Here is a 19479-nt window from a genome sequence, read left to right as displayed (position 1 = left end):
TATCTCCTTGAAGGATGATCCTGGCGGGGCCGTGACCCCGCCAGGAAGAATTCATGGTTAGATCTTGGCAGTGATTTCAGGGAACACCAGGTAGAACATGACGTAGGCCATGCCCAGAGTCAGGACCAGGTTCAGGGTCTGGCCGCAAACGTACAGCAACAGCGGTCTGCCGCCCTGGAAGTGCTTGCGCAACTCACGGAAGTTGGTGGCCAGACCAATGGCTGCGAAGGAAAGGCAGAAGAACCAGCCACGGAAGACTTTACTCCAGCCGCGAATGACACCCTGGTCGATCATGGTGAAACCAGCGTCGGAACCCATGGAACCGTAGACCACGGAAGCCACAACGGAGGCGGTCAGGAAGCCCAGCACGAACTTGGGGAAGCGGTGCCAGATTTCGATCCAGCCCACGGACTGGCCGGCCTTGGCTTCGACCTTGGCGGTCCAGTACACGGCCACACCAAATGCGGTCACACCGATGAGTACGTTCTGGATCATTTTGATGGTGGCAGCCACGAACATGGCCTTTTCGGACAGGAACGCGCCAGCAGCGGCAACGGCGCCAGTGGCGTCGATGGTGCCACCCAGCCATGCGCCGCCCAGGATGTACGGCATGCCGGTGGCTTTAATGATCATGGGCATGATGATCATCATGATCGAGGTGAAGACCAGGGACAGGCCGATGGAGGCCGTCAGTTCTTCTTTCTTGGCCTTACAGGCGGCAGCGGTGGCGATGGCTGCGGAGGTACCGCAAACGGACATGTCCGCCGAGATGACCATGTTCAGAGTCTTGGATTTGATCTTAAGAACCTTCTGACCAAAGATGAAGGTAGAGATCAGGACGACAGGAGTGACAACCCAGGCCACGAAGATTCCGGGTACGCCAATGGAGATGATCTTGTTGAACAGAACTTCGGCGCCCAGCAGCACCAGACCGGTCTTGATGAAGAATTCGACTTCAAGGGCGGGCTTGACCCATTTGGGTGTGCCGACGGTGTTGGAGATGAGCATGCCGAAGAAGATGGCCCAGGCTGCGTAGCCGATGCCGTAATGTTTCATGGTGGCCTGGTAGCTCATCATGTAGGACAGAACGCCAATGGCAAACACGAAAACGAAGCCTTTCATGAAGGCGGCGGGGCTCTTGCCCATAAATGCCATACCGATGGAGAACAACAGGCCCATGCCGATCATGAGCAGCGGCAGGCTGGTCAGCAGGTTGTAGGGCTTGTTCCCAATCTTCTTCTTGGCTTTTTTGGCCTTCATGTACTGGGTGCGCCAAGCCGAAATCTTATCTTGAGCGGTTTCGTTCAAGGCCTGATTGGCAAAGCTTGCTTCGGCTGCAATCTGCTCGGCTTCAAGAGCTTCGAGTTTCAGGGCGTCGGACTTGGCCTTGGCGGCTTCGTACTTGGCCATGCCCTTGGCGTTCTTGGCGTCGGCAGCGTCCTTGTCCTGCATGAAGGAATCAAGAGGATTGCTGACCCAGGTCTTGGGTTTTGCCATGAAAGCAGTAATGGCTTTGCCGTGAGGCATGCTTTTGGCCTTGATCTTTTCCTTGGAATCCTGAGCCTTGTAGTAGGCCACAGTCTTGAAGGGAGAGCGATCAGCCTCTGCCTGCATCACTGCATTGGCCTTCTCGAATTTTTCGGCCATGTTTTCGGGGGTACGGGGCAGATAGATTATGGCGCCGATGATGAGTAGCGCAAAGCCCAGCCAGATGGCCCAGTAGTCCTCGGTTTTCCAGAGGTCGGACCAGGAGCTTTTGCCCTCGTCAACCACAACTTCGGTATTCTGTTCAGACATCTTTGAAGATCCTCCATGAAACTATTTCGTTCAAATGCTCCTGCCATTGTTTTGCATCTGCGTTTGGGATCATCTCAGTGGATGCCTGAATGAATCCGAAATGCGAATGCGAAACTCCCGGCTCCATGAGCAAGGGGTGTGCCAAGCATTTGAGTTTATATTAATCTGTAATTGTTGAGATTTTTATCTGAGTGTTGGGGTGGCGGTGCCACCTTGGATGCAATTGGTGCTAACTTGAGTTGGCATTTATGAGCTTCGAATGAGCAAAAAGAAGCGGCCGATCATGATGATCGGCCGCTGGGAATAATCGTTGTTGGGGACTACTTGTGCGAGTGTCCTGCTAGACGTCGAAGAGCATCTCCAGATCGTCTCGCGTGAGTGATTTCCAGGTGTCCTTGCCTGGGATGATGGACTCGGCCACTCCGCGCTTCATGTCCTGAAGTTGCAGGATTTTCTCTTCCACGGTGTTCTGGCAGATCATCTTGTAGGAGAAGACTTGACGGGTCTGACCGATACGGTGTGTGCGGTCAGTGGCCTGACTTTCCACAGCCGGGTTCCACCAGGGATCGTAGTGGATGACGTAGTCTGCGCTGGTCAGGTTGAGGCCCGTGCCGCCCGCCTTCAGGGAAATCAGGAAGATCGGGATGTCCGGGTTGTTGTTGAAATTGTCCACCTGTTCGAAGCGGTCTTTGGATGCACCGTCCAGGTAGGAGAAGGGAATGTCACTGATTTGCAGCCAGGAGCGGATGATGTGCAGCATCGGCACGAACTGCGAGAAGACCAGAACCTTGTGTCCTTCCTCGATGATGTCCTGGATCATATCCTTGAAGGCGTCGAACTTGCCCGAGGGCAGGTTTGTGGAGACACCCGGGATATCGAGTTTCAACAGGCGCGGGTGGCAACAGATCTGACGGAGCTTCAAGAGCGCATCCAGAATGGACATCTGGCTCTTGGCCATGCCCTTGTCATCCACGTCCTTGAGGACCTGATTCTTGAGCTTCTTGGCCAGCGCAGAGTAAAGTTCCATCTGCTCTTCGGCCAGAGCGCAGTACTGGACGTTTTCGATCTTGGGCGGCAGGTCCTTGGCAACTTCGGCCTTGGTGCGGCGCAGGATGAAAGGCTTCACGCGTGAGCGCAGGTAATCCAGTGTCTCCTCGTCGCCATCCTTGATGGGTTTGACGATTCCACGCTGGAAGGAATGCTGAGATCCCAGGAATCCGGGCATCAGGAACTCGAACAAGCTCCATAACTCGAACAGATTGTTCTCAATGGGCGTTCCCGAGAGACAGACGCGCAGCTTGGAGTCCAATTGGCGAACGCTACGTGCCGTGATGGTGTTCGGGTTCTTGATATTCTGGGCTTCGTCCAGAATGACGGAGTTGAATTCGTATTTCTGGAGTTCTTCCAGATCGCGTCGCATCAGGGCGTAGGTGGTCAGAACAAGGTCCGCCCCCTCGATCTGTTTGAACAGATTTTCACGCCTGGAGCCGTAAATAGTCAGTTGTTTCAGATCGGGAACGAACTTGTCAGCCTCGCGCGCCCAGTTGGGCAGCACCGAGGTGGGCATTACGATGAGGTTGGGCCCCTCCTGCCCTCGTTCTCGCATATACTGGATGAAGGACAGGGTCTGGATGGTTTTACCCAGGCCCATTTCGTCAGCAAGGATGCCTCCGAAGCCGTATTCCTTGAGGAAATACATGAAAGAGAGGCCCTGTGCCTGATATGGGCGAAGCTCGGCCTGCAGCCCCTTGGGCTGAGGCAGGGTCTCGATCTCCTCAAAGCTGTGAATCTTGGAGCGCAGATTCTCCCAGAAAGAGTCCACCGTGACATCAGGCAGATCTTCCAGAATCTTGTCCAGCACCGGAGCTTCGAACTGCTTGTATTCGGTCTTGGGCGGTTCGTCGGGGTCCAGGCCCATGGCCTTCAATTTGTGCCCCAGCTTCTTGAGCCAGGATTCAGGCAGACTGGTGTAAGTGCCGTCCTTCAATTGGACATAGCGTTTACCGCTGGTCCAGGCGTCCCAGATGATGTCGATGGGAACCCGCTGTCCGTCGTAATCCACGGCCAGATCCAGGTTGAACCACTTTTCGCCTTCTTCGGTTTCCACTTCGGCCACAATGTTGGGCGTAGTCAGGCGGACCTTGTAACGAGCAAGGTTCTTTTCACCGTAGATGCGATATTTCTCCACCAGATTCGGGTAGGAATCCAGCAGGAAATTGATGGCTTCTTCGGGCTCCAGGAACCAGTTCTCGTTGTTGCGAGGCTGAAAATTCATGTCCACCAGTTGCTGGGTCAGGTCACTCTCTTCATCCTGAGCACGCAGGATCAGATAAGACTTGCCGCTGTACTGGTAGCTTCCGGTCTGCAGGTCCGGGTTGGGGCCTGTCAGCACGGCTTCGCCGTGTTCGGTTTCGTACACGTTGGAGATACGCATGGTCAGCAGGCTGCCTTCCTCATCCAGGTACAACTTGGGCTTGTACTGCGCCGGCACGAAGATGGGTTTCATCTTCTCCAGGAATTGATCCTGGTTGTGCAGGTCGCTGGCCGGGAGCTTTGTCCATACGCGGTCCAAAAATTCGGAAATTGCATCCTGGGGGATGATGGGAGGTGCCTCGGCCATCTCCATGATCAGTTCCGGAGACAGGCTCGTCTGTACTGGATAGAACGCCTGTTTCCAGCACACCCAGATGGGGGTACGCCCGTAGAAGAAGACTTCTTCGCCTCCGATGGGGAAGGGCACCTTGCCCTCGCGGCCCAAGAGAACTTCAAAGGAAAGTCCGTCGTCCGTGAGCACCGGAGAGAGCCGCAGGCGCATGGTCTTGGACTGAATGCGAACGGGCTGTTCGGTTTCTCCCATGAACAGGTAATATTCGTCTCGAATGGTGCGGAAGAACCAGGAATGCAGACCCGAGGGGATTTCCACCCTGTGTCCGGCATAATCGAGGTAATGGCTGATCTGCTCGGCCACCATGGGCAGCATGGGAGACATCTCGCACCAGTCGGGATTGGCGATGATTTGTTCCAGGGTAACTTCGTTCTGCACCGTGGACAGGCCCGATTTGTTCTGGCGTGCACGGAAGAAGGCAACCTGAAGTCTGCCATGCTCCGGGTAGAAGCGGAAAAGGAGATAGTGCTTGCCAGCCTCGGGTTCGGGCTCGGTGGCGAAATAGGAGCGGAAGGTCTGTCGCCAGTCGGAGCGGATGGGGCCGGGAGTTCCGTCTTCCTTGACCTCGAAGGTCTGGTGCAGCTTCAGCGCAGTGGCTGCCACGTGGCGGCAGACGCCGGAGAACGAGTCCGGGCAATTGCAATAGAAATTGATGGTGCCTTCACCGAGGTTCAGGCCCAGCTCGGGGCTGTACGACTGGAAGTCGTCCCCTTGGATTTGTCCTTCAACGTCCCAATAGCCTTCGCGCTTATTGAGCGAAAGCTTCTGAACCCCGCCAGAAGAGAGGATATTTCTCGCCCCTTCCACGATGTAGTCGGGGACGGTGAAGTTGATAAATTCCTGGAGAAGGCTTTCTACGACCTTCTCGTCCGGGCTGTCCATGATGCGGTGTGCCTCACTTGCAATGATTGTCTATCCAGCCAACGAGTTAGAGCCGTCAGGGAATCTCGTACTTTCGACCATCTATTGATGGTAGCAGAAAAATGTGACTTGGCAAGGCCCTTGGCTTTTTCCCAACTCTGGTTCATAATCGTAAGTCCCGGCAATGCCCGGGAACTCCTAGGGCGAAGGCCTATATCACGCAAATTATACTTTTGTAAAATGGATGATGCATGCGCCGATTAATATGTCTCTGGCTGACTCTTCTCTTTCTCGTTGCTTCTCTGACTGGTTGTGGCTCTGATACTGATGCTGGCAAGGCTGGCTCCGGCGGTGACGCCACATCATCAGCACCTGCTTCATCAGTTCCCTCGACGCCTGACTATGGTGGTAACTATGTCACCGGAAGCATTGGTGAACCTTCGAATTTGATTCCTCGGTTGGCCTCTGATTCGGCTTCCAGCGAGATCACTGGGTTGTTGTATGTTTCTTTACTTAAATACAATAAAAATCTTGAGCTTGTCCCGTGGGCAGCAAAGAAATTTGAAGTTCTGGATGGCGGGCGTCGGCTGACCTTCGAGCTGCATCCGGGAATCATGTGGACCGACGGAGTGGAAACCACTGCCGAGGATGTGGAATACACCTACAAGATGATGGTGGATCCCAAGACTCCCACAGCTTATGCGGAATCCTACAAATTGATCAAGGAGTTCAAGGTCACAGGTCGATACACCTTCGAGGTTGTCTACGAGCAGCCTTATGCCCGTGCCCTGTCGACCTGGGGTGGTGAAATCCTGCCCAAGCATATTCTGGAGAACGAGAATCTTCTGGAGACAAAATACAGTCGGCAGCCCGTGGGCAATGGCCCATATATGCTCAAGGAATGGAAAGGCGGCAGTCATCTGATATTGCAGGCCAACCCGAACTATTTCAAGGGGCGTCCGTATTTCGACGAGGTCGTCTATCGCATCATTCCTGATCAGGCCACCATGTTTCTGGAGCTCAAGGCCCGCAACCTGGACATCATGGGGGTGACGCCGCAACAGTACCTGTTCCAGACCAAGGGGCCTCAGTGGGAACAGGATTTTAGAAAGTACACGTATCAGGCGTTTGCCTACACGTATCTTGGCTGGAATCTGAACCGGCCGCTCTTTCAGGATGCACGGGTTCGTCGAGCTTTGGCTCATGCCGTCAACCGGGAGGATGTTATCAAGGGTGTCCTGCTGGGGCAGGGGAGCGTGACCTCCGGCCCTTACAAACCTGGAACCTATTGGGTCAACGACAAGATTGAACCTTATCCCTATGATGTTGCCGTGGCCAAGGCCATGCTTGCAGAGGCTGGATGGACGGATAGCGATGGCGACGGCGTGCTGGACAAGGATGGCTCCCCCTTTGCCTTCACCATCCTGACCAATCAGGGCAATGAACAGCGCATCAAGATCGCGACCATTGTCCAGTCCAATCTGAAGGATGTGGGTATCTCTGTGAAGATCCGTACCGTGGAGTGGGCTGCCTTCCTGAAGGAGTTCATCGATACCGGCAACTTCGATGCCCTTGTCATGGGGTGGACCACCATTATTGATCCTGATTTGTATAATGTCTGGCACTCCTCCAAGGCGGTGCCTGGTGGTTTGAATTTCATCGGCTACAAGAATCCTGAGCTGGACGTGTTGCTGGAGAAGGGCAGGCATCTGGTTGATCGCGCAGAGCGCAAGAAGCTGTATGACCGTGCCCAGGAAATTCTGCATCAGGACCAGCCTTACTGTTTTCTGTATTCGCCTAAGTCTCTGAACGTGGTCTCGGCCCGTATCCAGGGCATCGAACCAGCTCCGGCAGGCATTTCGTATAATTTCGAGGAGTGGTGGATTCCCAAGGCCCTCCAGAAAAACACGGCAATGCAGCAGTAGGGGCCTGATAAACATGATTCGTATTCACGAAATACTCGATAAGGTCTCGTATCTTCCCGCAGAGGATCGGGCCTTGATCCAGAAGGCCTACGTGTTTTCTGCTGCTGCCCATGCGGGGCAGATGCGTCTGTCTGGTGAACCCTATCTCTCCCACCCCTTGGAAGTGGCCAACAAGCTGGCCGAGATGCGTCTGGACGCGGCTACCATCGCCGCAGGCCTACTGCACGATACGGTGGAGGACACCAAAGCCGAGGTGGAGGAAATCGACTCCCAGTTCGGTGAAGACGTTGCCGACATCGTGGATGGCGTGACCAAGATCAGCCAGATGCAGATGTCCTTCGACTCCAAGGAGGCTCGACAGGCAGAAAACCTGCGCAAGATGATCATGGCCATGAGTGAGGACATTCGCGTCCTGCTCGTGAAGCTCTGCGACCGCATGCACAACATGCGCACTCTGGACTTCCAGAAGTCTCACAAGCAGAAACTCATTGCCCAGGAAACCATGGATATTTATGCGCCCCTTGCCAACCGGCTGGGGTTGCACCTGCTCAAGATTGAGCTGGAAGACATCTCTCTCAAGTATTTGCGGCCCGACGTTTACAATCAGATTGGCGACGGGCTGAAGGATTATGCCGAGCAGGGCAAGGAGTATATCGATAAGGTCAAGGATCTGGTCCAGAAGAAGCTCAAGAAGCACAAGATCACGGCTCAGGTCTCGGGCCGGGTGAAGCATGTCTACTCCACTTGGCGCAAGATGGAACAGCAGGGGCTGACCCTGGATCAGGTGCATGATCTGATCGCCTTCCGCATCGTGGTGGAGTCCATCAAGGACTGCTATTCCGTGCTGGGGTTGATGCACGCAGACTACAAACCCGTGCCTGGCCGCTTCAAGGATTATATCTCGATGCCCAAGGCCAATATGTACCAGTCTCTGCACACTACGGTGGTGGGGCCGGATGGCGAACGCATCGAGATCCAGATTCGTACCGAAGAGATGCACAAGCTGGCCGAATTTGGTGTGGCTGCGCACTGGAGCTACAAGGAAAAGGGCTCCAAGACCGTGTCGCGCGATCTGGAGCGGTTCTCGTGGTTGCGGGAGATGATGGACTGGCAGAAGGAGGAATCCGACCCTGGCGAGTTCATGAAATCTCTACGCTTCGACCTGTTCAAGGATGAGGTCTACGTCTTTACGCCTAACGGTGATGTGCGTGAATTGCCCGAAGGGGCCACTGCCGTGGACTTTGCCTATCTCATTCACTCCGAGGTTGGCGATCGCTGCGCCGGAGCGCGGGTTAACGGCCGATTGGTGCCTCTGTCGCGCAAGCTCAAGAACGGCGACATGATCGAGATCATTACGGACAAGAAGCGCAGCCCGAGCCGGGATTGGCTCAAGTTCGTCAAAACCGCCAAGGCTCGCACGCGCATCAATCATTTTATTCGTACCGAGGAACGATCCAGAGCCATGGTTCTGGGCCGGGAGATGTTGGAGAAAGAAGGTCGCCGCATGAGCATCAATGTGGCCAAGGGCCTGAAGGCTGGCGACTTCGATGAAATCTCCAGGCATTTCTCCTTCAAGGATACCGATGAGTTGTTGGCTTCCATCGGTTACGCCCGGCTGACTCCACGCCAGGTGCTGAACCGTCTGGTGCCCAAGCTGGAGGAGAGCGAACGCGCCGAGGTTCGTGGTCGGCACAAGAAATCAACTGAGAAGGAAAAGGAAGCCCGGCCCACGGAAAAGGTCAGCATCAAGGGCGTGGACGACGTTCTGGTGCGCTTTGCTCAGTGCTGCAACCCTGTGCCCGGTGACGCCATTATTGGTTATATCAGCCGGGGTCGGGGGGTCACCGTACACACCACGGATTGTCCCAATGTTGGGACAATGGAGCCCGAGCGTCTGTTGAACGTTGCCTGGGAAGGCGAGCAGGAAGACCGAACTTATACGGCCAAGATCCGAGTGGTCTGCAAGAATGTGCAGGGCATGCTGATGCTCATCGCCGGGGCGCTGGACAAGCTGGAGGTCAATATCGATTCCGGTTCTTTCCAGTCCAATGTGGATGGAAATTCGGAGATCATCATGAAGGTGGATGTCCGCGATTCCGACCACCTCTATCAGGCCGTAAAACGACTCTCCGACATCAAGAATGTCATCGAGGTTACGCGCGTGACGTCCAAGAAGGATGAATAATCAGTTGTCGTTTCGTCCATAGTTGCACGATCGCTTTGTTCCTGCGGTATTCGCCGATCCTCGGATATGCTGAATATCCCTCGGTCCGGCGAATACCTTGCGCCTTGCGCTCGCACGACTCTGAACAAAACGCCTCATGCTTTGATGTAGCCGTTTATTTTCAAGTTTTGGCAATTATATAAACTCAAAGCCCCGGCTTGCTGACGCAGGCCGGGGCTTGTTAGATGCTTGCTTTTTCGGGGACGTTTAGTTGCCGCCAAGCTCCTTGGAGCGCTCTGCGGAACGCAGAGTGCCTTGCAGGATTGCGCTGCGCACAGCGTATTCATCAAAGACATTGAGCGCCGCAATGGTGGTGCCCCCGGGGGAACAAACCATTTCGCGCAGTACCGAGATGTGGTGTTCGCTTTCTTCGGCCAGCTTGGCGGAGCCAGCGAATAAACCCTCGGTCATCTGCGTGGCCTGAACGCGGGTCAGGCCCATGGTCACACCAGCTTCGATCATGGCTTCCATGAAGTAGAACACGTAGGCCGGACCGGAACCCACAAGGCCGGTAAAGGCATCGAACTGCTTTTCGGGCAGGATGTGGACCTGTCCCAGGCCGGAGAACATCTCCTTGACCAAGGCTGCACGTTCGGCGTCCAGTCGTTGGTCTTCCAGGCAGATGGCGAACACACCCGCCCCGACCATGGCCGGAGTGTTGGGCATGATGCGCACGATGGCACACTGGTCGCCGCAGCATTCGCGCAGGCTGTCAGTCGTCAATCCCGCTGCGATGGAGAGCACGCATTTGTCCTTGCCCAGTTCCTCTTCGATTTCGGAGAGGACAGCAGCAACCTGGTGTGGCTTGATCGCCAGCAGGATGAAATCCGAGCGGCGAGCCAATTCCAGGGTGGAAGTGGTGGCCTCCAGGCCATATTCAGCCAGAGCTGCAAGGCTGTCCTGATTCAGGTCGAAGCCGAGCAGCTTCAAGTCGTCACGGGTGGACAGGCCTTTGATGATGGCCGCTCCCATGTTGCCGGTGCCGATGAAACCTACAGTGGTCATGTTCTTGTCCCCATTAACAGGATGGTTGGGATTAGCCGACCAATTCCAGGGCGTTGAAGAAGTAGCTGATCTCCACGGCGGCGGTCTCAGGGGCGTCGGAACCGTGGACTGCATTGGCCTCGATGTCGTCGGCGTACAGCTTGCGGATGGTGCCCTCGGCGGCGTCGGCCGGGTTGGTGGCGCCCATGATCTCGCGGTACTTGGCGATGGCGTTTTCGCCTTCAAGCACGCTGACCACGCAGGGGCCGGAGCACATGAAATCACACAAGGTGCCGAAGAAGGGGCGTTCGCTGTGAACAGCGTAAAAACCTTCTGCCTGGGCTTTGGTCATCTGGATCTTCTTGGTTGCTACAATCTTCAGGCCGCTTTCTTCGATGATTTTGAAGATGCTGCCGATGACGTTCTTGGCAACCGCATTGGGTTTGATGATGGAAAAAGTACGTTCAATAGCCATTTCAACCTCCATTTACACGACTTACTGGTGAAACTCCATTTCAATCAGAGTGTTGCGCGTCGAGGCCTTACGCTGCCCCGTCGCACATCGTTTTCCGTCCGCCATGCCCATTCCTTACGCGATGATCCGGGCGTGGCGGGAAGTATGATCAACCATGGAGCATGAAGGCTGACACCCCTCATGCTCCACAAGTGGTCTCTAGGTCAGTAGCATCTTGTCAGAGCTGAATTCCTCACCCTTCACGGCGTAGAACTGGGCCAACAGATCGTTTACAGACAGCGCCTGCTTTTTCTCGCCGGAGATATCCAGAATGATTTCGCCTTGGTGGAGCATGATCAAACGGTTACCCAGTTTGATGGCCTGATTCATGTTGTGTGTGACCATGAGCGTGGTCAGATTCTGGGACGTCACCAGATGCTCGGTCAGGAGCAGGGTCTGGTTGGCGGTCTTGGGGTCCAAGGCCGCAGTGTGTTCGTCCAGAAGCAGGATGTCCGGACGGACCATGGTCGCCATGAGCAGGGTCAGGGCCTGACGCTGGCCGCCGGAGAGCAGCCCGATGCTGTCTGCCAGTCTTGTTTCCAGGCCCAGGCCAATCTTTTTGACTTCCTTGGCGAAGATTTTACGGTCTTCACCCGTCACGCCCCGTGACAGACCACGAATTTTCCCCCGGCGTCTTGCCAGGGCCATGTTCTGCTCGATGGACAGGGTGGAGCAGGTGCCCTTGAGCGGATCCTGAAAAACGCGGCCCATGTGGCGGGCACGTTTGTATTCCGGCCAGGTGGTGATGATTTCACCCTTCAGGCTCATGGTTCCTTTCTGGGGCATGTGGGTCCCCGCCAGGGTGTTCAGCAGCGTGGATTTGCCCGCGCCGTTGGAGCCGATGACGGTAATGAAGTCGCCCTCGTTGATGGTCAGGGAGACGTTATTCAGAGCGCGCACTTCATTGATGCTGCCCTTGTGAAAATAGAGGGTGATATCTTTGAGTTCTAGCATCGCTTCAGCCTCGCTTTGAGCTTGGGTCCGGTCAGGGCGGCGACCACGAGCAAGGCGGTGATCATATTCAGGTCGCTGGGAGTAAAGGCAAAGGAGCCGATTTTCAGCCCCAGCGCCAGGGCGATGGCGATGCGATAGATGACCGAACCCACGATGGCGGCGACGATGGCGCGGGGCACGGAGCCCGCACCAAAAACGGTTTCGCCGACGATGACGGACGCCAGTCCGGCCACGATGGTGCCCACACCCATGTTTACATCTGCTGCACCTTGATTTTGCGCGATGAGCGCGCCCGACAGAGCCACCAGCGCGTTGGACAGGCCCACGCCGAAGATGATGACCTTGTGGGTGTCCACACCCTGGCTGGTGATCATCTGCAGATTGTCACCCGTGGCGAGCATGGTCTGCCCGATCTCCGTGTACAGGAACCAGATCAGCCCCATGACCACGGCAATCACAAAGCCACCGAACAGCACGGGCGAAGCCCAGTATCCGGGTAAACCGGCATTGATCAGTGGGTCGATGACCGTGTCCACGCCGAGGAGGGAAACGTTGGGACCACTCATGACGCGAATGTTGATCGAATACAGCGCGGTCATGGTCAGGATGGAGGCCAGAAGGTGCAGGATTTTCAGCTTGGTGTTCAGGATGCCGGTCATGGCTCCTGCCAGAAAACCGGCTCCCATGGCCATTCCCAGCGAGGCCACAGGGTGCATTCCATTGGTAATGCATACGGCAGAGACAGCGGCACCAAGAGGCAGGCTGCCGTCAACTGTGAGGTCCGGGAAGTCCAGAATACGGAAGGTCAGATAGACCCCCAGGACCATGATTCCGTAGACGAGCCCTTGTTCCAGGGCTCCTAGCAGTGCGAATAGGCTCATTGCGATGTATGATTTCCTCTAAAAGGTGAAGGGCGCGGTTGAACGCGCCCTTACCTTGAATACTCAGGGAGTGCAAGTTTGGGCTACTCGACGATCTTGTCAGCCTTGGCCATCACGGCCTCGGGAATGACCAGCCCCTGGGCCTTGGCGGCCTTCAGGTTCAGGTGCAGGCTCATGCCTTCCTGGAACTCCACGGGGGTGGTTGCAGCAGAAGCGCCGCCGAAGATGCGACCAGCCATGGCGCCGGTCTGCTTGCCGTGCAGGTAGTAGTCAAATCCGAGGGCAGCAACGGCTCCGCGCGGCACGGAATCCACATCCGCAGCAAACAGGGGCAGATGATTCTGCTCACAGACCTTGACCATGGATTCCAGGGCGGAGACCACTGTGTTGTCAGTGGGCACGTAGACGGCCTGGGTGCGACCCACAAGGCTCTTGGTGGCCTGGTAAACGTCGGATGTCTTGGAGGCAGTGGTTTCTTCGAGGGAAACGCCCTTTGCCTTACAGGCCTCGCGCAGCATGTTGACCAGGGTCTTGGAGTTGGCTTCACCGGAATTGTAAACCACACCCAGGCTCTTCAGGCCGGGGACGGTCTCCATGATCATGGCCAGATGCTTGTCCACGGGGGTCATGTCAGACACACCGGTGATATTGCCGCCGGGGTGGTTGAGATCCTTGACCAGACCGGCACCCTTGGGGTCGGTCACGGCGGAGAACAGCAGCGGCACCTTGGCCATATGCGGGGCTTTCTTCACGATCTGCGCACAGGCTTGGGCGCAGGGAGTGGCAATGGCCACGACCATGTCGGGATTTTCACCGGCAATGGACTGGGCAATCTGGTTGGCAGTGGCCATGTTGGCCTGGGCGATATGCACGTTGTACTTCACCTCCAGGCCCTGCTCTTTCAGGGAATCCTGAAGACCCTTGAGTACGGCGTCCAAGGCCGGGTGCTCGACGAACTGGTTGACTGAAATGGTGTAGGTCTTGGCCCATGCCGCTGTGCACATGAGGCTCATGAGCAGGACTGCAATAAGGATCGACAAACGTTTCATTGCGGACTCCGTCTTATGGTTGAAGAGGTTTGAGTTCCCGGACCGGCACGACCCGTACAGTTCGGTTCTGCCGTTCCCCCCATGTCTTCAGTGCCGCCAGTGTTTCCGGGTAGGGGTGCCCGATGGCCACTGCCTGCCCGGTTGTGGCAGCGATACGCTCTGCCTTCTCCAGTTGGCGAAGGATGGCGTTTGTATCCCGTATGTTGTCCAGGAAGACATTGCGTTTGTAAACGGATAGTCCCGCGGCCAGACCTTCGCGCGCACCAACACTGCGCGGAGCCGTCAGGCTATCCAGAAAAAACATGTTTCGTCCCTTGAGCGTTTGCATGACAACGGCCATGGCTTTGCTGGTTTGGGTGAATTTGGAACCCATGTGGTTGTTCACACCCGCTGCCCCGGGGACACGCTCCAGATTTGTCGTCAGCACCTGTCGAATTTCGTCAGGCCCCATGGTGGTGAACAATGCGCCTTGGCCCGGGTTTACCTCGGGATAGGCCTTGGGCTCCATGGGCAGGTGCAGCAACAGTTCAATCCTGTCTCTGGCCGCGACCTGTGCCACCTCGGCTGAATGCGGCTCATAGGGCAGCACCGAAAATGTCACCGGAAAAGGCAGTTCTGCCAAGTGGTTGGCAAAACGTACGCTACGCCCAAGGTCGTCGATGACCACGGATAGTCGGCCACCCTCGGGGGCTTCTAGTTCAGGCGCAACCACATGAAACTTCAATAGGTGTGTGGCTTGACCTACCACAGTTACCTGCCAGGCGTCACCGATGCGAATGAGGCTGGCTTCCGGTGCCCATTTGCCGAGAGCGGTGGTCAGTGCACTCAGGAACCTGTCCGTGCCCCCTTCGAGTTCGATGGACAAAGCCTGAAAATGATACTGCTCGTCGTGGTAACGCTCCAGGCGCACCTCACTGATGGACATGGCCTGCGGGCTGTACCCGGTAAACAGCAGAGTCTCCACCAGGGCATAGTCCACCTGCCTGACCATCCGTTCCAGCGGGACACCCAAGGTCTCCTCAAAGCCCCGATAGCCTCCACCGTTCCCATTGGTTTGGTTCGGCGTTGGGGCTGCTTCGGGTGCTGCTGGGGGCTGTACGGGAGCCATAGGATGTGGCTGGCGTACCGGAGGTGGGTCTGCGGCCATGCGGATGCCGTTTGCCTGCTCGGGGCCAGGAGCATCACGCAGGAACATTCCCGCCAGGATGATTGCCAATACAACTCCCAGCGCCACACCTCCCCAAAGCCATGCCCGGCGTCGGGTGGCTTTGTCTTCTCCCTCGGAAGGGGGATCGGCCGGAGGTGGCTCGTCAGGGAGCAAGGGCAGTTTACCGCCGTTGTCCTCGTTCATGGTGATACCCGGGCGTTAGTTCCCGCCGCTCTTGATCAAAGAGAGGCTGGGCAGCTTTTTCACCAGTTGCAGGGCCATACGCAGCTGGTTGTCCCGCTCCAGCATTTCCTTGGCTTTGTCGGTGATTGTCTGCTTGTCCTTGCCCTTGGCGCCATTGTTGGTCTCAATGTGACCAGACAGGTCGCGTTCGCGCATGACCTTGCCACGTTCTTCCTTCTCGCTAGGGGCTTCGAAGGGATAGACCAGATCAGGAGCAATGCCCTCGGCCTGAATGGAACGGCCACTGGGGGTATAGTACAAGGCTGTGGTCAGTTTGATTCCGGAACCATCGGACAGGGGGATGACGGTCTGAACAGTGGCTTTGCCGAAGGTGCGTTCACCCACGAGCAGAGCGCGGTTGTGGTCCTGCAGGGCACCGGCTACGATTTCGGATGCCGAGGCGCTGCCTGCGTTGATCAGAACCACCATGGGCACGTCCACATCGCCGGAGGACGGGCGGGCGTCGAAGTCCTTGCGGTTATCCTTTTCGCGGCCCTGGATGTAGACGATGTTGCCCTTGGAAAGGAACGTGTCCGCAACGGAGACGGCCTGTTCAAGCAGTCCGCCGGGGTTGTTGCGCATATCGAGGATGATGCCTTTAAGCTCACCCTTTTTCTTTGTCTTCTTGATGGCGGCGCGCATTTCGCGGGTGGTGTTTTCGTTGAAGCGAGTCAGGCGCAGGTACAGGTATCCGCTTTCCAACACTTCACTCTTGGCGCCGAGGATGGGGATGGTGGCGCGTTCAATGGGCACGGTCAGGGGCTTGCCCTCACCCTTGTGCAGGATGGTCAGATTGACCTCGGAGCCTTTGGGGCCACGAATTTTCTTGACGGCTTCGATCAAGGTGATGTCCTGAGTGGAATCACCATCAATTTCAAGAATCAAGTCTCCGGCCTGTAAGCCGGCTTTGTCGGCTGGGGTGTCCTCGATGGGGGCGATAACGGTCAAGCGCCCGTCGCGGATGGAAATTTCAATGCCGATGCCACCGAATTCACCGGAGGTGCTGATCTGCATCTCCTGGAAATCCTCGGGGGCCATGAACATGGAGTGCGGATCAAGGTCTTCGAGCATCCCACGGATGGCTCCGTTGATCAGATCCTCGCGGGGCACTTCGCGCACGTAGTTTGTTTCTACCAGGTCGAGTACCTGGCTGAATCGTTTGAGCGGGGCATAGGGGTCTTCCTGATTGGCCATGGAAGGACCGGTGGAGAGAGTCAGCAGGGCGACGACGAGAAAGGTGCCCGTCCACGTGGCAAGGCGCATGCAAGCCTCCGGGTTGATCGTGTGTAAATTATCCGCATGGGCTGCGGAGTATTATAATAACTGTCTGCTGCGCAGGTAGCGTTAGCTACGGCCTACGAGCCAAAGAACAGGATTAATAGCTTTTTGGCCCAATCGCAACTCAAAATACAAACCGGGGCCCTTTGCTACCGGGTAGTATCCGGCTGTTCCGAGGGGTTCGCCTTTCTCCATTTCCTGTCCGATAGCAACGTGGCTTTCTCCCAGAAAGGCGTAGAGGGTGTAGTAGTCGTCACCGTGATAAAGGATCACGACCCGACCAAAGCCCCGCAGTACATCGTTATGTACGACTTTTCCCCAATATACGGCGGTGACGGGGGCATTCTCGGCAGTGCTGAACCCGGCGCCAGTACGTCCGCGAGCCGCGCCTACTGGTTTTCCATGCACGGGATTGGGAAGTGACCCCTTGAGATCAGAAAATTGACCTGCACTCAGGTTCTTCAAGCGGTATTCCATGTCTTTCACGGCTGCCAGAACCTGGTTCAAGGCCTGTTCGGCATTGATGCGCTCGGCTCTTACCTTGCGAATGCCTCGCACAAAATCCAATCGGTGCGTCAGCAGATTGTCCTTGTCTCCATTGATGGTGGCGAGCCGTTTTTCAGCCTGGGCACGGAGTTCTTCCTGGTGCTTAATGCTGGTTCGAATCAATTCGCTACGGCTCTCGATATCCTTCAGTGTACGGCGAGCATCGGCGTACAGGGCGCTTCCCCATGCAAATTTACGATCGGCTTCTTCCCAGGAGTCACCGCCTTCGGTCCGGCCGCGATGGGCGGCCACACGTAATGGCCAGAGGGCACGGACCAGTTTACCAAGCTCCTGCCACGACGCCTGCTGCGTGTTTTCCAACTGCTGATGGGTTGTCCGTGCGCCAGCCAGTTCGCTATCGATGCGGTCCAGAGCGCGTTCCTGTGTTCGAATCTCCCGGCGCAATGCATCGAGGGAATCCTCCACCTTTGCAAGATTACCGTGCAGCGATCGCTCTTCCTGGGTCAGACGGGTCAATGCCTTCCTGTTCTGCTGAGCCTGTGCTTCTCCCGTGCGCAGGGAGTCTTCTATGGCGGCCTTGTTCGAGGCCATGGTGTTGGCTGGCAGTATGAGGGATGCTGAGAGCAGCAGGGCCGCCAGGATCAGCAGCTGGAGCGCCGGAGGTGGCGCAACAGGCATGAATGAGGGCAGGGAAATGTATGGGATGTCGCGCATTAGTCCAGATACTCCCGCAGTGGGCAGCCCTCGCATTGCGGAGCCTTCTTGAGGCAGAACTCTTTGGCAACACGGACCAAGAGGGCGTGATATTCGTTGAACATCGCGGGATCGGGGGGCAGGACATCCATGAAGAATTCACGGACCTCTTCGTAGTGCGTGTCCTCGGGCAATAGTCCGTGTCGGGACAGGATGCGCCGGGTGTAGGCGTCCACCACGAAGCTCGGCTGGTTCAGTGCGTAGAGCAGGATGCTGTCCGCAGTTTCAGGCCCCACACCTTTGATGGACAGGATCATCGGACGTAGTTCGCCCAGATCGCGGTTAGACAGCAAGGATATATCCCCGTCGCATTGATCGTGCAGAAAAGCGATGAGTCCTTGGAGACGCTGTGCCTTGACGCGGAAATAGCCCGAAGGACGAATCAGCTCGGCCAGTTCATCCGGGGCCAGGGCTGCCATGGTGTCGGGATTGAGAGCACCTGCTGCCTTCAGATTGTCGATGGCCCGCTCTACGTTCTTCCAGTTGGTGTTTTGAGTCAGGATCGCGCCAACGGTCATCTCAAAGGGGGTGTCTGCAGGCCACCAGTGGCTTTCGCCTAGGGCGTCTAGCATGGACTGATAGATGGAAGTTAACAGTGTCTCGCGGTTCATGGCGCGCAGTGTAGTTCGTGGTGCGCGGTCTGGCAATAGCCATGAATGGAAGGGGCTTGGCCTGTGCGTTGTGAGAAAGAAAAACCCCTGCACCAGTGAAGTGCAGGGGCAAAGTGTTTTTTGGGGGGGCACTAGCCGAGGCGCTCCCAGATCAGCGCCGTCCACTCGCCTGCGGATTCGCGACGTGGTTCGGGCAGTCCCTGAGCCTGGTATTTCTCGATGACGCTGTCGGCCTGTTCGTTCAGGATTCCTGAAAGGACGAGGCTACCGCCCGGAGCAACTCGTTTCACGAGAGCGGGGGCCATGGATTTGAGCGGCCCGGCCAGAATATTTGCCAGCACCAGTTCGAAGGTGAGTTCGAGGTCCAGCGTGTCCAGGCTGCCCACAGACAGGGAGAATTCATCGCCGATCTTGTTGAGCGTTTTGTTTTCAACGGCATTTTCGATGGCTAGCGGATCGATGTCGAGTCCCATGCCGGAGAGTCCCAGCAGGCAGCAACCAAGACCGAGGATGCCCGAGCCTGTTCCCAGGTCCAGGAACGTTCCCTTGTTACCGACCACGCCGGAACTGGAAAGATTGGCCAGGGCGGTCAGACACAGGGCTGTGGTGCCGTGATGTCCGGTACCAAAAGCGGTTTTTGGCTCAATGAGAATGGGGATGCGCCCGTCAGGAACTTCATCAGCCAGCCACGGAGGCAGCACGGTAAAAACTTCTCCTGCATTGACCGGGGTGAAGAACTCACGCCAGGCCAGTGCCCACTCCTGATTCTCCACTGTGTCTCGCTGAACGCTGACCTCTGGCAGTTGGGCGGCCAGCCCCTGAACGATTGCTTCGGCGGTCGTGGTGTCTTCCAGATAAATGGTGAAGAGCACCTTCCCGTCGGGAGTTCGGTCTTCCTGCCAGCCGTGCGGTGTGTTTTCGGTCAGATACAGGGTCACGTCGTCTATGAGCGCCCGGGGCGAGGACGCCTTGATTTGGAGGAGATCTTTCATGAGGAACCTTTGATGATGGGGTGAGGTCGCATCGGGTCGACCAGGATGTGTCATGGGGTGGCGTCAGACGATGAAATCCATTACGCGTCCGGTC

At 56.5% G+C, this 19479-nt stretch carries 14 protein-coding genes; 2 read left to right on the top strand and 12 right to left on the bottom strand.

Annotated elements, in window-relative coordinates; all coding sequences use genetic code 11:
* Nucleotides 1-57: 57 nt before the first annotated feature.
* Nucleotides 58-1797 carry a putative sulfate exporter family transporter gene (locus EL361_RS06640; RefSeq protein WP_126377832.1) on the bottom strand — a complete coding sequence of 580 codons (1740 nt, stop codon included), beginning with the start codon at nt 1795-1797 and terminating at the stop codon, nt 58-60.
* A gap of 340 nt (nt 1798-2137) precedes the next feature.
* On the bottom strand, nt 2138-5344 hold the full coding sequence (locus tag EL361_RS06635; RefSeq protein WP_126377830.1) for a DEAD/DEAH box helicase: 3207 nt from the start codon (nt 5342-5344) through the stop codon (nt 2138-2140).
* A gap of 230 nt (nt 5345-5574) precedes the next feature.
* Here EL361_RS06635 and EL361_RS06630 point away from each other — a divergent pair, with 230 nt between their 5' ends.
* Nucleotides 5575-7248: a peptide-binding protein gene (locus tag EL361_RS06630; RefSeq protein ID WP_126377828.1), complete on the top strand. Its 1674-nt coding sequence runs from the start codon at nt 5575-5577 to the stop codon at nt 7246-7248.
* A 13-nt stretch (nt 7249-7261) separates the two neighbouring features.
* Nucleotides 7262-9433 carry a RelA/SpoT family protein gene (locus EL361_RS06625; RefSeq protein ID WP_126377826.1) on the top strand — a complete coding sequence of 724 codons (2172 nt, stop codon included), beginning with the start codon at nt 7262-7264 and terminating at the stop codon, nt 9431-9433.
* Between the two features lie 246 nt (nt 9434-9679).
* On the opposite strand, the gene proC is transcribed toward EL361_RS06625, so the two are convergent.
* From proC to EL361_RS06575, 10 genes are all read right to left on the bottom strand, one after another.
* Nucleotides 9680-10477, bottom strand: coding sequence for a pyrroline-5-carboxylate reductase (gene proC / locus EL361_RS06620; RefSeq protein WP_126377824.1), 798 nt, complete (start codon nt 10475-10477; stop codon nt 9680-9682).
* A 31-nt stretch (nt 10478-10508) separates the two neighbouring features.
* Nucleotides 10509-10931 (bottom strand): nucleoside-diphosphate kinase, encoded by a 423-nt coding sequence (gene ndk / locus EL361_RS06615; RefSeq protein WP_126377822.1) that lies wholly within the window; start codon nt 10929-10931, stop codon nt 10509-10511.
* A 198-nt stretch (nt 10932-11129) separates the two neighbouring features.
* The gene (locus EL361_RS06610) at nt 11130-11924 is read right to left on the bottom strand and encodes an ABC transporter ATP-binding protein (protein WP_126377820.1); all 795 of its coding nucleotides are present in this window, start codon (nt 11922-11924) and stop codon (nt 11130-11132) included.
* Nucleotides 11918-12805 carry an ABC transporter permease gene (locus EL361_RS06605; protein WP_126377818.1) on the bottom strand — a complete coding sequence of 296 codons (888 nt, stop codon included), beginning with the start codon at nt 12803-12805 and terminating at the stop codon, nt 11918-11920. The genes EL361_RS06610 and EL361_RS06605 overlap by 7 nt, the downstream gene beginning before the upstream one ends.
* Nucleotides 12806-12888: 83 nt before the next feature.
* Nucleotides 12889-13854 carry an ABC transporter substrate-binding protein gene (locus EL361_RS06600; protein ID WP_126377816.1) on the bottom strand — a complete coding sequence of 322 codons (966 nt, stop codon included), beginning with the start codon at nt 13852-13854 and terminating at the stop codon, nt 12889-12891.
* A gap of 13 nt (nt 13855-13867) precedes the next feature.
* Nucleotides 13868-15205 (bottom strand): divergent polysaccharide deacetylase family protein, encoded by a 1338-nt coding sequence (locus EL361_RS06595; RefSeq protein ID WP_126377814.1) that lies wholly within the window; start codon nt 15203-15205, stop codon nt 13868-13870.
* Between the two features lie 15 nt (nt 15206-15220).
* Nucleotides 15221-16507 (bottom strand): S41 family peptidase, encoded by a 1287-nt coding sequence (locus EL361_RS06590; RefSeq protein ID WP_126377812.1) that lies wholly within the window; start codon nt 16505-16507, stop codon nt 15221-15223.
* 81 nt (nt 16508-16588) lie between these two features.
* Complete coding sequence (locus EL361_RS06585) at nt 16589-17743, bottom strand: murein hydrolase activator EnvC family protein (RefSeq protein WP_172961654.1); 1155 nt, start codon at nt 17741-17743, stop codon at nt 16589-16591.
* The gene (locus EL361_RS06580; protein ID WP_126377807.1) at nt 17743-18393 is read right to left on the bottom strand and encodes an endonuclease III domain-containing protein; all 651 of its coding nucleotides are present in this window, start codon (nt 18391-18393) and stop codon (nt 17743-17745) included. Before EL361_RS06580 ends, EL361_RS06585 begins: the two co-directional genes overlap by 1 nt.
* A gap of 131 nt (nt 18394-18524) precedes the next feature.
* Nucleotides 18525-19385 (bottom strand): 50S ribosomal protein L11 methyltransferase, encoded by an 861-nt coding sequence (locus EL361_RS06575; protein ID WP_126377805.1) that lies wholly within the window; start codon nt 19383-19385, stop codon nt 18525-18527.
* Between the last annotated feature and the right edge of the window lie 94 nt (nt 19386-19479).

The organism is Desulfovibrio ferrophilus, assembly GCF_003966735.1.
Lineage (GTDB): Bacteria > Desulfobacterota > Desulfovibrionia > Desulfovibrionales > Desulfovibrionaceae > Desulfovibrio_Q > Desulfovibrio_Q ferrophilus.
This window is presented reverse-complemented; position numbering and strand designations above follow the sequence as displayed.